Below are 20,817 nucleotides of genomic sequence, written 5' to 3'. Positions count from 1 at the left end.
GGTGATACCCTTAGAGGGTCTCACCCATCATTCATATCATTTTTGAGAGGGATGTGTCCATAGGTACTGAATAAATTGTTCCCCAAACTTTGACATTCAGAAGATTTCCTCATAATTATTCAATATTTGACCACGTGCAGCCCGTGCAATTACCCAAATTGCGTGAGACTTTACGTGTTCGCTCAAACAAATTTGTGCGTAAATTCACTGGTAAAATCCACTCTCCCTTTCCGCAACATTGCAGGATCTAATCTTTCAATGGTGTTACAAGTTAGTAAAACTACGAGTTTCTGCTGAAATTGAATGCCTTGTTCGTCCATGACGCTTTGATACAAAGTTCCATCCAGCAAACTCAAAATATGTTCAGTTTTGTTACTACGTTGAGCCGCTGCGGTCGATCGATCTTGAGCCAAATTATCAGCCTCGTTAATAATGATGCAAATCCGCTCCAAATAACTCGGCGGCACAAAATTTTCCACAGCATCATGATCCAAGATAAAAATCACATAACCCAGCGGCACTAAAATCTCCTTTGCTACCGCTTGAGTCCAAGCAGTTTTACCAGTCCCCGGTTCACCGCTAACCAAAACAGCCAACTGATTTTGATCCAGAATTGCCTGCTGAACAGTATCAGTAAAACTTTGAACTTCCGCAGAAAAAGTCCGAATTGGGAACTGACTGTGAACCTGTCCGACGCGGCTTTTGTACCCGCTGAGAATCACCGCTAAATTGTAAGTAGCCTTGCTAACCAACGGCGCAATATCTTGGCAAATCAGAGTGTAGCAGCGTCTTCCCCTGTCGTAGCTGTCAATTTGCAGCCAACAGCCGCATCGCGCCCAATAAGCATAAACAGTACCCAAAACCTCCAAACGTTCCCAGCTAACAAATCGTTCCGGCGGATAAGAAAAATGCCGTTCCATAAAAAACTGGGTAATCGCATCCGGTTTTCCCAGCAAATCCAGAACTTTGAAAACAGTAATTTCTTGGAGTTTGTTGAGAACGTAATCAATGGGAATGCTAGCGCGGCTGACCAATTGCACCACGGGCGTTTCCGTGACTAAAACATCTTTGTAACGGTAATCCGGGTAAACAGGCTGCGGAGTAATGTAATCCCAAAACTCGTCTATTTCGTAGCGAGTATTTTCCGAGAATACATTTAAGATATTTGCCCACCAGGTATATTGATGTCGTCCCATGGCATCGGCAATGTCGCTGGCTGCATCTAAACTTTTTTGAGCTAGTTCTCTGGGGTCGCTAGACGCTAAGTGCAGCAGGTATTCCCAATCAAATTGACGGTATAGAGGTCGCCAGCCTGAGCCGAGCAGCCCTCGATTTTGAGGATTGTTTTGATTAAAATTGTTGTCGCGATCGCCCATGTTGTCCGCACTCATTTTCGGTAACTCCTAGTTACTCTTATTTTCAAAGATTGGCCGCAGATTTGCTACAACTAAACTGGATTTTTTCAACAGAGTTTGAGATTATTTGGCGGCACCATATCTACCAACCAAACTCTGTTATCCGAGCAGTAAAATGTATGGCCGTCCTGTTGCATTGCTGCGGCATCTACAGCCAAGACTGCCGGGATGCCGTGTCTGGCACCTACTTTACGCGCTGTCTGAATGTCCGCCGACAAATGAACGTGATGCCGCGACATTTTCCTAATTCCTTGACTCAGAATAGACTCGACGGCAGTCCTACCTGTTCCGTGATATAAAATATCTGGGGGAACAGCAGGTTCTAACTGCAAGTCAACCTCTACACTGTGTCCTTGGTTGGCACGAATGAGAGTGCCCGTTTCGTCGAAGGAAAAGCGCTGTTTGTCGTTTTGCGCGACTACTTGCTTGAGTTCTGCAAGCTGAAGGGGGAAGTTATTTTTTTGGCAGGCATCGAGGAGTTCGCTAACAGGAACCCAGCCTCCCGGCGCGAGTTGAATGCCGATGCGCGAGGGCGCGTGGCGCAGGTGTTTGCTGAGATATCTGCTGATTTTTCTTAATCGGGTATCATTCATGATTTTACTTAAATTATTGAGTTATTTCGTGGGTAGATCTGGTTTATTTAATCTGTTTGTCCTGCGAGGAGAAGGATTGAGTGGAATAATGCCTGTAAACTCAAGTCTGAAATTATTTGTATTTCTCGTTTATAGCAGAATCTCGATCCCCCTAAATCCCCCTTAAGAAGGGGGACTTTGAGAATGCTCCTGTCCCCCCTTTTTAAGGGGGGTTAGGGGGGATCTAGACTAAGCTAGAAGCGAGATTACTAATTAATTTTAGTCTTAAATTGACACGAATGTGAGCTAACTAATCGTAGGGTGCGTCAGGGGGAAAATTGTTGAGCAAGCAGTCACAATATTCATTCCTGACGCACCCTACAATAGCTTTTGATGATTATTATCAAAAACTCTGCTTTCTACTTTGGGATAACTCCGCCAAAAATAGCAAAATTGAGATGGCGCCAGTGACAAGCTGCGTCTGCAAAACCCGCTGCTGCCAGCCACTTGGTTTGCTCTTCCACAGAGGAAGGAATATCTTCTTTTAGATAGCTGTTAAAACACGCTGCATCGTCTTCTCCATTAGCTTTGATGTACTGCCGCCACAAATGTTCGTATTGCTCTGTCAGCTTTGGGGTAGCACCTGTGACAATATCTCGGATTAGCAAGATTCCCCCGGCATTCATTGAGTGAAAAAGTTTGTGAAATAGCTGTTGTTTCCCGGCGCTGTCTAGGTGGTGGATTGCCAACCCTGAAACTACCAAATCGTAACCGCTGCCGAAATCATATTCTGCGAAATTTCCCTGTTGCAATGTCAGCCGATGTCCGAAATTTGACAAGTTGGTTTGACAAACTTTTAGCATATTTTCCGCCATGTCAAAGGCTGTGATGTTTGCTTGAGGAAATGCTGGCAAAATCATTGCCGACAGTATGCCAGTTCCGGCGCCTAAATCTAGAACTTTGATGTTAGCATGGGTTTCAAAATCTATTAATTGCAATATTATTTCGTGTTGCTCGCGATAGTGCGGAATCAGGCGGGGAATTAAACTATCATAATCAAATGCTCTTTGTTCAAATTGCTGGCGTACATCGTCTAAATTCCTAGATAAATTCACAGAAACGTTTCCTCAATTTTTTAATTGTTGAGTGCGTTAATGCAGTGGGCTGCTCTTGGGTTAAATATCGTATTACATTATATAATACAAAATATTTACACCCCTGTCAAGATGTAGGAGAAAATAATTTAACTGAAGTTGCCGGCGATCGCAAAACGCGGACTAGGCTAGCCAAAACCAGTCAATTATTGGAGAAATGTCAGCCCTTGCACATATATCTGGGATGTGGAGATGCGACAGGTTCAGTTGACAGTTGACAGTTGACAGTTGACAGTTAACCGCTTGAGGGCACTTGGAGGGTCGAGAAGAGGATTGAAACAATCTCTCGATCGTTATTTAATTTTCCCCTCAACGGGGAGGCTTTTGATCCATCTTATTTGGTAATTTTGAGGAAAAAGTTGGGTGTTTGCACCCAGCGGCGGAGCGGGCAGATCTGAGAAAATATGTCTTCAGATTGACAAAGTTTAGTCTCAACTCCCAATAAAATTTCAGGTGACTCCCGTTTTCCCAAATAATGCAACTGTAGGCAGCTATCCCCAACCTCGATAGTCATTATTCATTCCTCATCTAAACTCTCGAATCTCAAATGGTATGACTCTTGAGTGGATGTGCTGTTTGCCGAGCATTCATGAAAATAAAAATATACAAAATATTACACCCGCCGGCGCGGAAAAAAACAGTGATAATTAATCAGGATGCGAGTAGATTAGGTGTCAGCCATCAGGGGAAAATAGAAGCCATGAAAATTCAACAGCGGAGCCAGGATAGGCCCGATCGCCCAGACAAAATTTCTACGACAAAAGAACTAGATTCGTCGTTGCAAGCATCTTTAGATTTTAAAGTAGCGATCGACCGCTCCGCACTGGCGGTGAGAACCGACGCCCGAGGAATTATCAACTACGTCAGCGATCGAGTTTGCTGTATCTCTAATTATTCGCGTACCGAACTGATCGGCTGCCATTTCGGCATCCTCCACTCGGAATATAAGTCTTCGGAATTAATCAAAAATCTGCGGTCAACTGTTGCGAAAAATGAAGTTTGGCAAGGAGAAATCAAGAATAAAGCCAAGAATGGTAGGGATTATTGGGTGTACGCAGCAGTAGTTCCGCTGTTGGACTTCGAGGGAAAATCCTGTCAGTATTTGGCGATCGGATTCGACATCACCGATCGCAAAGCCGTTGAAGCCGCCCAGATCGCAGCCAACCACGCAAAAGACGAATTTTTGGCGATCGCGTCCCACGAGCTGCGATCGCCCCTGAGCGCGATTTTGGGATGGGTACAGCTAGCTCGATCGCGCAAGTTAAACGAAGCGATTATGAACCGCGCTTTGGAAATCATCGAGCGCAACGCCAAATTGCAAAACCGGCAAATAGACAATCTCCTCGATTTGAGTCGGCTGCTGCGGGGGAAAGTCCAACTGAACGTCGGCCGAGTTCACCTCCCGTCTGCGATCGAATCTGCGATCGACACCCTCCGTCCCGCCGCCGAGGCTAAAAAGCTCCGCGTAGAAACACATTTCTACCCCGCTGTCAGCTACATTTTGGCAGATGCAGAACGCTTGCAGCAAATAGTCTGGAACCTCCTCGCCAACGCCATCAAATTCACCCCAGAATCGACACCAGAGCCAGTTGAAGTGCGGATCGAGCCTACAGAGTCGGGCACATTGATTCGGGTCAGCGACAGCGGTTGCGGGATCGACCCCAAATTTCTGCCGCACATCTTTGACTACTTCCGCCCCACAGATAGCTTCCAGGCCAAAGAACAAAACCGGCTCGGGTTGGGACTCTGCATTGTGCGCCAGTTGGTGGAACTGCACGGGGGAACTGTTTGGGCTTCCAGTCCCGGTCTGGGTCAGGGGGCGACTTTTGGCGTGCTGCTACCGATCGCTCACAGCAACAATTCGCGCGATCGCACTCCGGAGATCGCCCGCACCGAAAACCACGCGGAATCGGTTTCCAAACCCCTAGCCGGAAAGCAAGTGCTGGTGGTGGAAAGCAGCGCCGAGATCCGGGAATTTCTCAAAACAGCCCTCGAAGCATTTGGAGCCAAGGTAACAGCGGTGGGTAGCGCCGGCGAAGCCATGGCCGAGTTGGAACAGTCGCGGCCCGACGTGTTGGTGAGCGATATGGATGTGCCGGAAACAGACGGCTGCGATTTGATCCGCCGCGTCAGAGCCATGGAAATGTCCGAGCACAGGGAGCTGCTGCCGGCGGTAGCGCTCACGGGAGGCGTCCGTGAGGAGGATTCGGCATCGGCGCTCTCTGCGGGGTTTCAGAGGCATTTATCGAAGCCGGTGTCCGCGAATCAGTTGGTAAGTGCGATCGTCCAATTGGCTGGACTGACTGGATTTGGCTGCTCAGACGCGGGAAATGTTGGGGCGATCGCCCCGCTGCCGGACTCTAACAGTTGTGACGACAAAAATAATGGCGGACAATTGACGGCTGACAGCCAAGAATTACCGCTGTTGCTGGTAGTAGAAGACAACCATTTTCTGCTGGCTTACCTCCAAACATTATTGAGTCCGTACTATCGAGTCGCCATAGCGATGGACGGGGTTGAAGGTTTAGAAAAAGCCAAAATATTGCAGCCAAATTTGATTTTGAGCGACCAAATCATGCCCAGGCAAAACGGGCTGGATTTGCTCAAGGAGATTCGGAACACACCGGAATTGAGTTCGACTCCGGTAATCTTTTTGACAGCGCGATCGGGCATGGAAGCTCGGATCGAAAGTTTGGATGCCGGTGCTGACGATTATATTTCCAAGCCTTTTGACGAGAGGGAACTGTTGGCGAGGGTCAGAAATTTGCTGAGAACCCACGCAGCCGAACAGCAGTTGACGGCGCTCAACCGTCAATTGCAGCAGCAAAAACGGCAGTTAGAAACAGTGAATCGAGCTTTGCAGTATTTGGCAACTTACGACAGTTTGACTGAGGTAAGAAACCGCCGCTTTTTTAATGATTATCTCGATACGGAATGGCGGCGTTTGGCGAGGGAAGAAGCGCCGCTGTCTTTGATTATGTGCGATATCGATTATTTCAAACTTTATAACGATACTTACGGCCACCAAGCCGGGGATGAGTGTTTGCGACAAGTGGCGCAGGTTCTCCAGTGTTCGGTAAAGCGATCGGCTGATTTAGTTGCGCGTTACGGTGGAGAAGAATTTGCCGTAGTTTTGCCGAATACGGATATCGAAGGTGCGGCTTGCGTTGCTGAAACGATCGCGCAACAGGTACGGGGTTTGCAGATACTTCACGCGAAGTCTGCTGTCAGCGAATATGTCACACTGAGTTTGGGTGTGGCTTGCTGCATTCCGGCGCCGATGTCGCAGCCGGGGACGTTAATTGCGATCGCCGATGAGTCGCTGTATCGGGCGAAAGAGGCTGGGCGCGATCGGGTTTCGGTTGCCGCCTTTGAAGCATAATAGTCAACAGTCATTTGTCAATAGTCATTTGTCAATCGCAATTATATTGTAGTGCGAGGGTCTCGATCGCGATCGGCAATTACGATGAGGATTCGCTCGCACTAGACTCCGAAAAATATTATTCCCATACCAGCAGAAACGATACGCTTGCAGTTTGACAAAAACTTCTGATTTTCGGAACAAATTAAAAATAATATTGCTATGTCAGAACCACAGCCAAATCCCGCAGAATTCAGCAGCTTTGCCGATTGGTGCTTGCACAAAAAAAGTCTTTCGCCAGAGGCTATGCATACTGTTGAAATTTTGTTAAATGAAGCTTACACTTCTAAGTCTCAGGAGGCAAATGAAATACTTTTAGAGACTACGGATCTGGACTTATCTAACAATAAAATATCAGATCTAACTGCCATAAAATATTTGACTAATTTGATTTGGCTAAATTTATCTGGCAATCAAGTGTCAGATTTAACTCCCCTGCAATCTCTGACTAATTTGATTTATCTTAATTTATCTGACAATCAAATATCCGACCTAACTCCCCTGCAATCTTTGACTAAATTAGATACTCTGTATCTGGGCAATAATTTAATATCAGATATAACTCCTTTGCAATCCTTAACTAATTTAATCTATTTGGGGATAGCCGACAATCAAATATCAAATTTAATCCCTCTAAATTATCTGAATACTTTGGAAAATTTGGAGTTTAACTTAACATCAGAACAAACGGCTATTTTTAGAGAATATGCTCAAAAGTGGGCAGTTATCGTTAACTCCACCCATAGCCTCGATCGCTCTCCGGCCGCAGCCGCCGTCAAAGCTGCTTATATTACCGTAGGTTTAGAAGTTCCTGAAATAATTTTTTGCAGCAGCCCTCACTCCGCGATAACAAAATTAAAAAGCCTAAAAATTCCTTTGTTAAGTCAACATGAGTTAATGGAACGATTTTATGGAAAAATCCAAAATGTTGTTTGCCTCTTGAATTTTATAGAATTTACTAGAGAGACAGGTTTAGGAATAAACCCAACAGAAAATGATATCTTTCCAATTGCTAGATGGGAAAGTCATTTATTGCCTGAATTTTTCTGGGATGTAGATTATGATGAATACTCAACTGATATCGTTGTTAATAGGGCATCTGTTGCTGAAGATATGTGCGCGGCTGAATTCTTGATCGCTGAATTCAGCATGGTTTTTAGTGAGGAGATACAAAAAGCTTTGGAATCATTTAAACAGCTTTTAGCAGAATGTGGCTGGATTATTCCATTTCAGAAAGTTTGCTATGTGTGCGATCGCCCAACCAAACTCTCCCTCGACAGCGAGTACCGCCTGCACGCAGAAGCCGAAAGCGCGATCGAATTTAGCGACGGTTACAAACTCTATTCCTACCACGGCGTAACTTTGCCCGAAAAATACGGACAAGTTCACCCCAGTCAATGGGAAGCTACCTGGATTTTAGCAGAAGACAATGCTGAATTAAGGCGAGTCTTAATTCAGGGAATTGGCTACGCCCGAATTTGCCAAGAATTGCAAGCAACAGATTTAGATACTTGGCAAGAATACACGCTGCTAAGAATTGATGTTGATATTGATGGCTTCAATCCACAGGAAAAAGAGCCAATTTATCTGTTAAAAATGACTTGTCCGAGCACCGGATTCATTCACGCTTTGCGGGTTCCGCCTGATATGCAATCTGCAAGGGAAGCGATTCGCTGGGTAAATTGGGATGTCGATTATGAGGAGTTTTCGGTGCAAACTTGAAGTTTGGGGCGATAATAGTCACCAGTTTAAACCGCGATTCAAATTAACCGTAATTCCTGTAGGGGCCCGTGAGCCAACAACCTCCAACTCCCACCGACAATCTACATAAACCCGCCCCCACCCAGCCGACTTTCTCGAAACTGGCATCAATTATAGCATTTCTGTTTCCGTCGATCGCACTTTCACCCTCGAACCAAACCCCTGTCACTGTACCAAACAGTTATGGAATATGGTTTCTAGATCCCCTTGACGCTCCTGTATTACCAATGTAGTATAAAATGGTGGTAGAAAAGCCCGATCGACAATACCAATCTCGGACGCACCAACAGGCCTAGAAACCGGGTTTTTATCGAGATTAAAGGCTCGAATCGAGTATTTTCTCCAAAAACCCGGTTTCTGACTGCCCGTGCATCCCAGACAAACCAGCAAACAAAAATTAGAAAAAACCTATGCAACCGATCCGACAAGGCGACGTAATTCTCACCCCGGTACAGCAAATCGCAGGAGACAAAAAACCTCACCTCACCCTCGCCGAAGGTGAAGTCACGGGACATTCTCACCGCATCATTGAGGGACAAGCTGAACTTTACGAAAAAGACGGTACTCTGTACTTGCGAGTGCTTTCGCCCACAGCTTTATTGAGTCACGAAGAGCACCGCGCGATCGCCATTCCTGAAGGTAATTGGATGGTGCGAATTCAGCGGGAATACGAGCCACAAGGTTGGCGGTATGTCTCAGACTAAGGTTAAAAAACTTACGCCAGCACAAGAAACTCAGATTCCAGTTTATCGCGAAAAGTGGAGGGCGAGATCGCTTTCCACAGGCCCGATCGCTCGATCGCACGCTGCGGAAACCATTAAACTAGCTTACAGGGCGATCGGCTTCCCAGCACCAGAAATCATTTTTGTCGATCGTCCTTACCAAGCTGCGAATATCATCGCCAGCCACGCAGACAAACCGAGAAGTCACCTCCGCAGCCAATTAGAAAGCAAACTGCGCTGCGAACTCGAAAAACAACTGCTAAGTTGTCTGCGCGGACAACTAGAAAGCCAGCTAAAACGTCAGCTACAAAATCAACTCGAAAATGAACTTTACACCCAACTGCAAAGCCAACTGTGGAGTCCCCTGCGCGAGCATTTAGCGATGGAAATAGCGAGCAAATTACCGAACGATTTGAGCGGACAGCGGGCGCGATATTTGCAGTACGCCCATCTCAACAAACAACTAGATAATTGCATTCAACCAGAGTTATGGGCTGGTAGCGGCAGTTTGTTAGATTTTTGCATTTCCGTGTTGAATTGCACCCACTCCTACGGCAATATCTGGACAATCTTTCAATCCCTTGTTAAGACTTGCGGCTGGATTTTTCCCTATGACAAAGTTTGTGTTGTGTGCGAAAAGCCGATCGTACTTTCCGCAGACAGCAACCACCGCCTCCACGCAGAAGCAGCACCAGCCGTACAATTTGCCGACGGTTTTGCAATTTACGCCTATCACGGCGTGATTTTACCCGAATGGTACGGCCGCCTGCACCCCCACGAGTGGCAGTCTAAATGGATACTCAAGGAACACAACGCAGAGGTTCGGCGGGCGTTAATTCAGGGCATCGGGTGCGATCGTATTTGTCAAGAACTAGCAGCCACAGAATTAGACACTTGGCAGGAATATACCCTATTAAAAATGGATTTTGAGGACGATTTCGATACCGCTGGGAACCCATTACCAGTTGTTTTGTTAAAAATGACCTGTCCGAGCACAGGATTCATTCATGCGCTGCGAGTGCCTCCTGATGTGCGATCGGCTAAAGAAGCAATTCGCTGGGTAAATTGGGGAATAGAGCCTGACGAATTTTCTGTGCAAACTTAAAACTCCCCAACCCTGTTTAACAAGTACAGTCCTCGACTCACCAAGATCCAAGAAACCGGGTTTTTTCGTTAATCTGCCGGCTGCATCGAATAATCTTCGTAAAAAACCCGGTTTCTGGCCACCCGTGCGTAAGTCCTAGTCTGATATTCTCCTAATTTACAACAATTTTATGTCAGAACAACAACCAAAACCATCGATAACTTTCAACAGCTTTGCAGACTGGTGCTTGCACAAAGATAGCCTTTGTGAAGCAGCCAAACATACAGTTGAGGAACTGTTAAAGTGGGCGGGCACTTCTGACATTAATGAAGCGAACCAGATACTATCAAGTAAGAATAAACTAGACCTGCATGGCAATAAAATATCAGACCTCGCACCCCTGCAATCTTTGACTCATTTAGTTTATCTGGATCTGCATGGCAATAAAATATCAGACCTCACACCGCTGCAATCTCTGACTAATTTGACTTCGCTGTCTCTAAACCACAATCAAATATCAGACCTTACATCCCTGCAATCTCTCACGAATTTGACTTCTCTGACTCTGTACAACAATAAAATATCAGACCTCACACCGCTGCAATCTCTGACTAATTTGACTTCGCTGTCTCTAGACCACAATCAAATATCAGACCTCACATCCCTGCAATCTTTGACTAATTTGACTTCTCTGACTCTGGGCGAAAATAAAATATCAGACCTCACACCCCTGCAATCTTTGACTAATTTGATTTTGCTGTTTCTGAACCGCAATAAAATATCAAGCCTCACACCACTACAATCTCTCACGAGTTTGACTTCTCTGACTCTCGGCCACAATCAAATATCGGACATCACACCCCTACAATCTTTGACTAATTTGACTTTTCTGTCTTTGGGGCGCAATCAAATATCAGACATCACGCACTTGCAATCTCTGACTAATTTGACTCGTCTTAATCTGGGCCAAAATCAAATATCAGACATCACAGACTTGCAATCTCTGACTAATTTGACCGATCTGGTTCTCGATAGCGATCAAATATCAGACATCACGCACTTGCAATCTCTGACTACTTTGACTCGTCTTAATCTGGGCGAAAATCAAATATCAAACATCACATTCCTGCAATTTCTGACTAATTTGACCGATCTGGAACTGCGCGAAAATCAAATATCAGATATAACATCCCTGAAATATCTGACTAATTTGACTTATCTGAATTTGGCAAACAATCCAATATCAGATATCGCACAGCTACAATATCTCACTCGTTTGAAGGATTTGACTTTAAACCTTACATCCCAACACCAAGCTATCATCGAAATTTGCCGTCAAAAGTGGGGAATTCTCGCCAACTCTACCGAACCAATAAAGCACTCCAAAGCCTCAAATGCCCTTAAAACAGTCTGCGATTGTCTGGATTTAAAAACCCCAGAAATAACTTTTTGCAGTAGCCCGCATGAAGCGTACTTGCGATTAGAAAGGTCTAAACAAAAAGATAATGAGTTTAAAATACAACTCGATCGACGGCTCGATTCTGCTTGTTTTCCATTTACATTAATAACAGAATTATGGTTGGGACTTTCACGATCGCTCGAATGGGAAAGACAGCTAGAACAACAATTGAAATCGATATTCCCCGACTTGTGGCGCGACTATCGGAGATACTCAACAATGTCGATCGTTACTCCAAAATACTTGGCTGAAGATCTAGCTATGGCTGAATTCTGTGTTTCTGCTTTGGGCATGATTCTTAAACCAGAGTCAGAAAAATTTTTTGAATCTCTAAAGCAGCTTTTAGTAGAATGCGGCTGGATTTTTGCGTTTGAGAATGTCTGCTATGTGTGCTCGCGCCCCATCAAACTTTCCCTCGATCGCGAATACCGCCTCCATGCAGAAGGGGAAAGCGCGATCGAATTTGCCGACGGCTACAAAATCTATTCATATCACGGTGTAACATTACCTGAAAAATACGGACAAATTCACCCCAAAATTTGGGAAGCAAAATGGCTTTTAGAGGAAGAAAATGCTGAACTCAGGCGAGTATTAATTCAAGGTATTAGTTATGCTAGAATTTGCTCCGAATTGCAAGCAACCGAATTAGATTCGTGGCAAGAATACACTTTACTACAAATCGAAAATGCTGATGTTGAGCCGATTCATCTGTTAAAAATGACTTGTCCGAGCACGGGATTCATTCATGCGTTGCGAGTGCCGCCGGATCTGACATCCGCCCGCGAGGCAATTCGCTGGGTAAATTGGGACATTGACTCAGACGAATTTTCCGTGCAAACTTGAAAGCAAGCAGCAGCAATATAATTTCCGATTGTTAGTTCATGAGGATGATTTTAGGAGTTCTGATTTATGGTAGTTGCAGCCAAGTTAACGATTTCTATTGCAGAGTTTTTGCAGTTGCCAGAAACTAAACCGGCAAGCGAGTACATCGACGGTCAAATTTCTCAAAAACCCATGCCGCAAGGAAAACATAGCAAACTTCAAGATGAGTTATTGTCCGGGATTAATCGGGTGGGAAAACCTGGCAAACTAGCTCATGCTTTTCCCGAGTTGCGCTGTACGTTTGGGGGTCGATCGATCGTTCCCGATATTGCTGTTTTTGAATGGTCGAGAATTCCTCTTGATGAAGATGGAGAAATTGCCAACCGTATTGAAGTTGCACCGGATTGGATAATAGAAATTCTGTCACCAGACCAATCTCCGAATCAGGTAATTAAGAAAATTGTTTTTTCGATTAATCACGGCACTAAATTGGGTTGGTTTGCAGATCCGGGCGATAAATCAGTAATAGTTTTTCAGCCGAATCAACTGCCTGAATTTAAATCAGATACCGATATTTTACCTGTTCTCAGCGTATTGGGTGATTGGCAGTTATCCGCAGCCGAGTTGTTTAGTTGGTTGAAGATTAATTGATTTAATAAGCCTCGCGCCGGACACGGCAGTGCCGTTTCCCTACTCGATTATGTTGTTAAAAGCAGAACTCCACGCCGGACGCGGCAGTGCCGTTTCCCTACCCGATTATGTTGTTAAAAGCAGAACCCTACGCCGGACACGGCAGTGCCGTTTCCCTACCCGATTATGTTGTTAAAAGCAGAACCCCACGCCGGACGCGGCAGTGCCGTTTCCCTACCCGATTATGTTGTTAAAAGCAGAACCCTACGCCGGACACGGCACTGCCGTTTCCCTACCCGATTATGTTGTTAAAAGCAGAACCCCACGCCGGACATGGCAGTGCCGTTTCCCTACAGAAACTGCTATCTTGGCAAAAATCTTAATCCATAAAACTCTAATCAATATTCGCCCTGTGCCAGTTAAAATGGTGGAATGCCCAAACCATCAATTTAGCAAAAACTGTTAATAACATAAGAAAGAAGCCCACCTTCAGTCAAAGGTGAGCTAAATTCATGCCAGCTTACCGAAAGCTAGGCAATCGGGTCTCTAAGCCGATTGACGTAAAAGTTGAGAAAAAGATCCAAATCTTCCGGAAAAACTTATCCCCAACAATTAAGCTTCAGTTTACCCAAGCAGATCGGGAAAATTTCGCACACAGCGATGTTCCCCTGAAAGTGGGGAAATGCTGGGGCTTTATTTTGGCCAGCAATCCCCAATCTCAAAGGGTTTAAGCATCGTGATCGTGAGCGAAGCGGCGGAAGAGGAAGTCTAGGGCGTAGTTCCGCAAGTTGTAATATTCGGGATCTTCCATCATTTGTACCCGATCGCGCGGACGAGGAAAAGGAATCTCCAGAACCTCGCCAATCGTTGCTGACGGGCCGTTGGTCATCATCACGAGTCGATCGGCCAAAAACAGCGCTTCGTCAATATCGTGAGTAATCATCAACACCGTACAGCGGTGATCGTTCCAGATTTTCAGCAACTCTTCCTGCAATTCTTCCTTGGTAATTGCGTCCAAAGCACCGAAAGGTTCGTCTAAAATCAGCACCTTGGGGCGAATTGCTAAGGCGCGGGCGATGGACACCCGCTGCTTCATCCCCCCAGAAATTTGCGGAGGTCTTTTCTCAGAAGCTTCTGTCAGTCCCACCATCGCCAAATGCTCTTTGACGATCTCATTTTTCTCGGCCTGCGACTTCTCAGGAAATACAGCGTTAACGGCAATATAAACATTCTCAAACACCGTGCGCCAAGGCAGCAAAGCGTAACCCTGAAACACTACCATGCGATCGGGGCCCGGCTTCACAATCCGCTGCCCGTTAATCGACACTGTGCCGTCGCTGGGATGGCTAAAACCGGACACCATATTTAATAGTGTGGACTTCCCACAGCCCGAGTGTCCGATCAGAGTAATAAACTCTCCCTCAGCTACGGTCAAGTTAACGTTTTCTAATGCCCTGTAACCGTTTGGATAGACTTTATAAACATTGTCCATCACCAAAAAAGGCTGGCGGCGATCTTTCTTAGACTTGATTTGGGTTTTGGTGCTTGTCTGGTTGACAGAAGTATTAATCATGGGTTTAGGAAATTGTTAGTGGGTGATTAGCGATAGCAAATAATCGAGTTTTGAATGGTTAGTTTGTCGCCAGTGCTAAAGAGTAGACTTGAATTGCATAAATCTTTGATTGATAGATTAACCGCATATCTAGCAACCGATGAAAGTAGATTAGGACAAATTGTAGCGATCGTACATTTTTATTTGTGGTGGGGTTCGCGTCACAAATAAATATCCCAAAATCCTGTAGGGGCGGGTTCACCAACTATCTATGAAACCCACAAACAATCTCATAAACCCGCCCCATCCACGCCATTATTTACATCAACATTTTACCAATAAATTCACCGTACATTTTTATTGTTGGTGGGTGGGGGCGGGTTTATGAGCTCATTTATTTTTACCATAAATTGTTGGCGAACCCGCCCCTACCAATTGGGTCTATCGTAATATCATAACTACCTTTCCGGTTGCTATGTAAGGCAGATGCAACACAAATTAACGCAGATGCATTTCAAGAAGAGCGATCGAATGAATGCAATTGCTCGTCTAGTTTTTTGTAGGTGGGATTTAGGGACTCAACCCAACCTACAAATTACTTTTTTCTACCTCAAAACTGGCCACTCAAAATAACACACTTCCTAAGCAGCTCTGCGACGCGCATCCAGTACCACTTCAGCCATCGTGAAATCGCGTTTAATCGCCAGATTGTTGAGATAGCCGATCGGATCTTCAGCATTAAACACCGAGCCGTCAAACAAACGCAGAGAACCCCGATTGTAAGTAATGTCAGACATCCCCAACTCTCGCGCCGCCGTGCTGAAAGCGCCAACTCGTACCACCCGCTCCAGAATTTCCACCCAGTTGCGGGGGAACACAGTATCGCCCCAACGCGCCATCTGCACCATGTGCCATAGTTGTTCGGTGCGACTTGGGCGGTTCACCCCGTCTCCGGAAAACAAGTGGTGGGCGTATTCCCGCATTGGAGAATCCAGGTTGCAAACAGTAGTGCTGGGATCGCCGAGTTGGATGAAACTCTTATCAGTAGCGACGTATTCCCGTCCCGCGACAATCTCCGCAACCTCTTGGGAGTGGCTCGGATCGGCGCAATAGTGGGAAGCTTCCAGCAAAGCTTTGACTAGAGCAATGTGAGTGTTGGGATAAGCATTCGCCCACTCTTCCCGAACTCCGAGAATTTTTGCAGGGTGTCCGGGCCACAGTTCCAAATCCGTCGCCACGGTAAAGCCGACTCCTTCCATCGAGGCCCGCAAGTTCCAAGGTTCCCCAACGCAGAACCCGTCAATCGTGCCGCCTTGCAAGTCCACGATCATCTGGGCCGGAGGGAGGTTTTTGAGCAACACATCGCGATCGGGGTCAATGCCGCCGGAAGCTAGCCAGTAGCGCAGCAGCAGGTTGTGCATCGATGAAGGGTGAACGATGCCCATGCGGTGGGTTTGCGCGGGGGTTCTGCGCAGCATTTCTTTGAAATCTGCCAGAGTGTAAATCCCTTGGTCGTAAAAGCGCCGAGCTAGGGTAATTCCGTTGCCGTTGCGGCTCATGGTGAGGGCTGTAACGGTCGGTATCGGTTGCTCTTGGTGGCCTCCCAAGCTCAACCACATCGCCATCCCAGAGGGCATTTGCGCTGCGTCTAAGTAACCTGCGGCGATGCCGTCTACGATGCCGCGCCAGCTTGTTTCCCGCACGAGGTGGACTTCATCGAGTCCGTGTTTGGCAAATAAGCCTTTTTCTTTGGCGATCGCTAGGGGAGCGCAGGCTGCTAGGGGGATAAAGCCGAGTTCCAGGTTGACTTTTTCTAGGCCGTGGCGGGCGATCGCCGGTACTTTCCGCGCCCGCAGTTTTTTGACTCGTTTCTGCTGGTTGAGGAAGTAAATCATTTCGCTGCGCAGGGCGTAGTAGCTGGGGTGCGATACTACATCCATGCGTATGCGCGGGCGGGGGATGTCTACTTCGAGGATGCCGCCAATCTTCGATTCTGGGCCGTTGGTGAGCATGACGATGCGATCGCTCAGCAGCACCGCTTCATCCACATCGTGCGTTACCATCAGGGCGCTGATTTGGTACTCTTGGCAGATTTCCATCAACTTTTCTTGCAAGTTGCCGCGAGTCAAAGCGTCTAGGGCGCCGAAGGGTTCGTCTAAGAGTAACAGTTTGGGGCGCAGGGCCAAAGCACGGGCGATCGCCACGCGCTGTTTTTGTCCGCCGGAGAGGAGTGCCGGTTGCTTCTCGGCGTGGGGCGTCAAGCCCACCATGTCGATGTGTTTTTGGATGATGTCGAGGCGTTCGGCTTTACCTAAGCCGCTCATTACTGAGTCTACGGCGAGGGTAATATTTTCTCTGACAGTCCGCCAAGGTAGCAGCGAATAGTTTTGGAATACTACCATGCGATCGGGCCCGGGCTGGGTGATTCTTTGTCCGTCGATCGTCACCAATCCTTCTGTGGGCAAATCCAAACCTGCCACCATATTTAGGAGCGTAGATTTGCCGCACCCCGAGTGTCCGACTAAGGAGATGAATTCTCCTTTTTCAATTTCTAAGTCGATGCCTTTGAGGGCTATGTATGTGCCGCCGTCTGATAAATTAAATGTTTTTCCGACTTGATCTACCGCAATCAAAACTGACATGGTTTTCTTGCCTTTTTTGTAGGTTTGTCCTTGATTTTTTGATTAATGATTCTTGACTGTTGACTCTTAGCTGTTATCTTAGTGCCGATCGCTCAACTGCCATAATAATATTGGTTCTATCGTTCGGACTTCAGTCTTCTTTAAAGACTGAGGAACCGTTTTTCGATAGCGAGGAATTCAGTTCTCTTACAAAGGTTAAGGACTGAAGTCATGACTGCGAACCAAATTGCAGTTATTTTACCGGACTTGATCTTAGCTTTTAGCTAACAACTGACAACTGCCAACTGACAACTGACAACTGACAACTAACAACTGACAACTGCCAACTGCCAACTGACAACTGACAACTGTCAACTGACAACTGTCAACTGACAACTGTTAGTTATTTGCCTTGAGAGGGAGCAATCTTTTGCTGCAACCACGCCATCAGGCGATCGAGCATCAAACCAACCGCCCCAATGTAGAACACCGCTAATAGAATTTCACTGATGTAGTTTTGCTGGTAAGCATTCCAAATAAAGAAGCCAATACCTGTAATCCCCGACATCACGATTTCTGCTGCAATAATCGCCAGCCAAGCCAAACCGATCGCAATTCTCAATCCGGTGAAGATATAAGGAAGCGCCGACGGAAACAAGATATTGATGTAATATTCCTTCTGAGTCAGTTGCAGCACTTTCGCTACGTTATTGTAATCGTCGGGAATTTGACGGACACCTTCAGCCGTGTTGATCAAAATCGGCCAAACTGAGGTAATAAAAATCACGAACAAAGCAGCAGGTTCGTTTTGTTGCAATGCAGCTAGGGCGATGGGAACCCAAGCCAGAGGCGCCACCATCCGCAAGAACTGGAAAATCGGGTCTAAAGCCTTGTTTAAAAAGGGATTCGTACCTACCAGAACCCCGACGCTAATGCCCACAGCGGCCGCGAGAGTGTAGCCTTTTGCCACCCGCTCCAAACTAGCCAAAGTCTGCCAAAATAAGCCGACTCCGTAGGTTTTGGAGTTCATGAAAGGATACATCAACAAAATCCGCGTCCGTTCATCCGTCCAAACGCTAGTCGGAGGTGGCAACTTGATGATTCCAGTACCCGAGAGGAATTGCCAAACGAACAGAAATCCCAAAAGTCCTAAAATTGGCGGCAATATATTGGCGGAATTCTTCTTCCAAAACTCGCCAAGGACTCCTTGGACATCGACTCCGCCTCTCCGATTTGTGCTGACAGCCATGTTGCTAATCTCCTGTGTTTATGCTGTTTTTTTTCGACACTAATACCATTTTTACAAAGTTTTGGCATAGGTGCGTCGCTGTGAGATTGTCGATCTTTAATTAGGGATTTTTTATGGATCCGCACCCTACGACTAATCTCCGATGTTTCTGCTGTTTCTTTTGAGACTAAGTTATGGGAAGCTTCTACCCATCACACTTTTTTAATTGCCATACTCTTAAGGTAATCTTCTGGCTTGTCCGGGTGAAATTCTTTGCCATCAAAGAACTTCTCTACGCCGCGAGACGTATTTTTGGGAATGTCAGCATCAGCAACTCCGGCTAATTTAGCCGCTGCTTTCCACAAGTCTTCGCGGTTGACTTTGCCGATAATTGCCTTAGAATCTGCCAAGGTTTTTGTGGGCAAGAAACCCCAGCGCACACTTTCGGTTAAGAACCACAAATCGTGGCTCTTGTAAGGATAGGAAACGTTACCGACTCCATCATTCCAGTAGAGCGTACTCATTTTGAAGTCGTTAATTTCTGGTTTGCCGTCGCCCATGACATACTTGCCTTCGTAAGGAGGAAGCAAAACTTCCTGCTTTACGTCAAAGAAGTTTTTGCCAGATACAATGGACACCAATTCGGCGCGATTTTCTGGTTTGTCGCACCACTGCTGTGCTTCAATTATTCCTGCTAACAGGGCTTCGGTAGCTTTCGGGTGTTTGTCTACCCAGTCGCCGCGAATTGCGAGGTATTCTTCTGGATGTCCTTTCCAGATTTCGGCAGTTAGGGCGGACAAGAAGCCAATTTTTTCTTTGACAATCCGTAGGGGCCACGGGTCACCTGTACTGAAACCGTCCATGCTGCCGGTTTTCATGTTGGCCACGGTTTGGGCGGCTGGTACTGTTAGCAACTCGACATCTACGTCGGGATTGATGCCGTTAGCTGCTAGCCAGTAGCGAATCCACAAATCTTGATTGGCTTTGGGAAATGTGTAGGCTGCTTTAAAGGGCGTGCCTGCTTTCTTGAGTCCGAGGATGTAGTCTTGGGCGGATTTTTCTAGTTTGAGTCCGAGGCCTTTACCTTCATGTTTGGCTGCGATCGCAATTCCATTTCCCTGAGTGTTTAGCTGTAACAGCACGTACATCGGGATTTGGGTGCTGTTTTTGGTGATCAGGCCTTGGCTAATCAAGTAGGGCATCGGCATTTGCCACTGGCCGCCGTCAATGCCGCCACCAGCGGAGCCGATTTCTACGTTGTCTCTTGCCGAACCCCAGTTGGCTTGTTTGGCAATTGTCACCTCGGTCATGCCATATTTGGCAAAGAAGCCTTTTTCTTGGGCAATAATTAAAGGTGCTGATTCGACGATCGGGATATATCCCAATGTAATCTTCGTGCTTTCGATGCCTTCTACTCTTTTCTCGTTGGCCACAGCAACTGCTGATGTGGCAGCAGGGACTGCGCCGCCGGCACCTGAACCACCGCCAGCACTAGCACTCGGTTCGGGGGGATTTCCCAAACAGCCTTTGAGCAGTATGGAACTGACGGCAGATGCACCTGCTGTCACGATAAATTTGCGCCGCGAAAAATTTTCTGAAAATTTTGTCATAGCCTAGCCTCGCTCCAATACATAATCTTCTGTAACGACATCACTGAAGTTTATCAAAGCACTTTTTTGTTGTTCGCTAATTGGCCTTTAGCAAACTATTTTTAGCGCAGGGAAAGCAGGAGGGATCAAAAGATTTATTGCTAGCATAAGTCTTTCAACTATCCCTGCTGATTTTACACTTTTGATTAACTTGATATTGCGATCGGCCAAGTTGCGTTAACTCGCCAACAGCGAGCTCCACGTTTTCCAGGCTTGATTATTCAGTTTACCGTACTGTAGCTGTAATTATAAAACAAATATTAAATTTAAATGATAAGTATATGTTGTAGGATGTTGCGTTTTATTAAGTAGTCCTTGGTATTGGTGGTTTGTTTGACCCGAGCGGGAATATTTCACAAAAAGCTTACACTGCAAGCTTTTGGGCAGTTTCCCCCTGCCGGCATTCTCATTGTTGTCAATGAGTTTGCAAATCTCATACTTTTGGTATATTGACCATATTTCAAAAATATTATATAAGCGGTTGAGGTGCTGCCGATCGAGCGATCGCCCGTGAATGCGGGGCTTATATGAGAAAAAAATCAAGTTTTGAATGTTTTGCTGAGAGACAGGCTCCCAGCAAAACACTCAAAACTCATAATGGTCAAGTATTCCATTGTCGGTAAGTAGAAGTCCGATGGAAGTCGTCAAGCGTTAAGTCGTCAAGCGTGAAGTCGAAAGAACAACCATAATCAGATTGGTTCGAGCGTTCCGAATGCGAGTCCTTGAT

The 20,817-nt window shown here is 46.3% G+C and carries 14 protein-coding genes; 7 read left to right on the top strand and 7 right to left on the bottom strand.

Translation table 11 applies throughout. The features are described 5' to 3' along the window. Positions 1-182 precede the first annotated feature (182 nt). The 3 genes from QUB64_RS15725 to QUB64_RS15715 all read right to left on the bottom strand — a co-directional run bounded on the left by QUB64_RS15725 (position 183) and on the right by QUB64_RS15715 (position 3,102). The gene (locus tag QUB64_RS15725) at positions 183-1,391 is read right to left on the bottom strand and encodes an AAA family ATPase (protein WP_333271499.1); all 1,209 of its coding nucleotides are present in this window, start codon (positions 1,389-1,391) and stop codon (positions 183-185) included. A gap of 71 nt (positions 1,392-1,462) precedes the next feature. After that, on the bottom strand, positions 1,463-2,008 hold the full coding sequence (locus QUB64_RS15720) for an RNA 2'-phosphotransferase (RefSeq protein ID WP_333271497.1): 546 nt from the start codon (positions 2,006-2,008) through the stop codon (positions 1,463-1,465). A gap of 398 nt (positions 2,009-2,406) precedes the next feature. Beyond that, positions 2,407-3,102, bottom strand: a complete 696-nt coding sequence (locus QUB64_RS15715) for a class I SAM-dependent methyltransferase (RefSeq protein ID WP_333271495.1) — start codon at positions 3,100-3,102, stop codon at positions 2,407-2,409. 679 nt (positions 3,103-3,781) lie between these two features. Here QUB64_RS15715 and QUB64_RS15710 point away from each other — a divergent pair. The 7 genes from QUB64_RS15710 (at position 3,782) to QUB64_RS15680 (ending at position 13,506) form a co-directional block, all read left to right on the top strand. Continuing rightward, positions 3,782-6,523, top strand: a complete 2,742-nt coding sequence (locus QUB64_RS15710; RefSeq protein WP_333271492.1) for a diguanylate cyclase — start codon at positions 3,782-3,784, stop codon at positions 6,521-6,523. 201 nt (positions 6,524-6,724) lie between these two features. After that, positions 6,725-8,284 (top strand): DUF6745 domain-containing protein, encoded by a 1,560-nt coding sequence (locus QUB64_RS15705; RefSeq protein ID WP_333271489.1) that lies wholly within the window; start codon positions 6,725-6,727, stop codon positions 8,282-8,284. Between the two features lie 449 nt (positions 8,285-8,733). Beyond that, positions 8,734-9,027, top strand: coding sequence for a hypothetical protein (locus tag QUB64_RS15700; RefSeq protein ID WP_333271486.1), 294 nt, complete (start codon positions 8,734-8,736; stop codon positions 9,025-9,027). Further along, positions 9,014-10,150 (top strand): DUF6745 domain-containing protein, encoded by a 1,137-nt coding sequence (locus QUB64_RS15695; RefSeq protein WP_333271482.1) that lies wholly within the window; start codon positions 9,014-9,016, stop codon positions 10,148-10,150. Before QUB64_RS15700 ends, QUB64_RS15695 begins: the two co-directional genes overlap by 14 nt. A 169-nt stretch (positions 10,151-10,319) precedes the next feature. Then, a complete protein-coding gene (locus QUB64_RS15690; protein ID WP_333271480.1) occupies positions 10,320-12,431 on the top strand; it encodes a leucine-rich repeat domain-containing protein in 2,112 nt (703 codons plus the stop codon). Positions 12,432-12,497: 66 nt separating this feature from the next. Next, the gene (locus QUB64_RS15685) at positions 12,498-13,061 is read left to right on the top strand and encodes a Uma2 family endonuclease (RefSeq protein WP_333271476.1); all 564 of its coding nucleotides are present in this window, start codon (positions 12,498-12,500) and stop codon (positions 13,059-13,061) included. A gap of 202 nt (positions 13,062-13,263) precedes the next feature. Then, positions 13,264-13,506, top strand: a complete 243-nt coding sequence (locus QUB64_RS15680; protein WP_333271473.1) for a hypothetical protein — start codon at positions 13,264-13,266, stop codon at positions 13,504-13,506. Positions 13,507-13,767: 261 nt separating this feature from the next. Here the strand turns inward: QUB64_RS15680 and QUB64_RS15675 are convergent, their stop codons facing one another. The 4 genes from QUB64_RS15675 to QUB64_RS15660 all read right to left on the bottom strand — a co-directional run bounded on the left by QUB64_RS15675 (position 13,768) and on the right by QUB64_RS15660 (position 20,051). Further along, positions 13,768-14,613, bottom strand: a complete 846-nt coding sequence (locus QUB64_RS15675) for a nitrate ABC transporter ATP-binding protein (protein WP_333271470.1) — start codon at positions 14,611-14,613, stop codon at positions 13,768-13,770. 620 nt (positions 14,614-15,233) lie between these two features. Continuing rightward, the gene (locus QUB64_RS15670; RefSeq protein WP_333271468.1) at positions 15,234-17,234 is read right to left on the bottom strand and encodes an ABC transporter ATP-binding/substrate-binding protein; all 2,001 of its coding nucleotides are present in this window, start codon (positions 17,232-17,234) and stop codon (positions 15,234-15,236) included. Positions 17,235-17,616: 382 nt separating this feature from the next. After that, entirely contained in the window at positions 17,617-18,462 is an 846-nt protein-coding gene (gene ntrB / locus QUB64_RS15665; RefSeq protein WP_333271466.1) for a nitrate ABC transporter permease, read from the bottom strand. A gap of 191 nt (positions 18,463-18,653) precedes the next feature. Then, positions 18,654-20,051, bottom strand: coding sequence for a CmpA/NrtA family ABC transporter substrate-binding protein (locus tag QUB64_RS15660; protein ID WP_333271463.1), 1,398 nt, complete (start codon positions 20,049-20,051; stop codon positions 18,654-18,656). Between the last annotated feature and the right edge of the window lie 766 nt (positions 20,052-20,817).

Origin of the sequence: Microcoleus sp. Aus8_D2 (assembly GCF_036702665.1) — a bacterium.
In the GTDB taxonomy this organism is placed as follows: Bacteria; Cyanobacteriota; Cyanobacteriia; order Cyanobacteriales; family Microcoleaceae; genus Microcoleus.
Note: the sequence above shows the minus strand (reverse complement) of the source record. Positions and strands in the feature narration are given on the sequence as shown.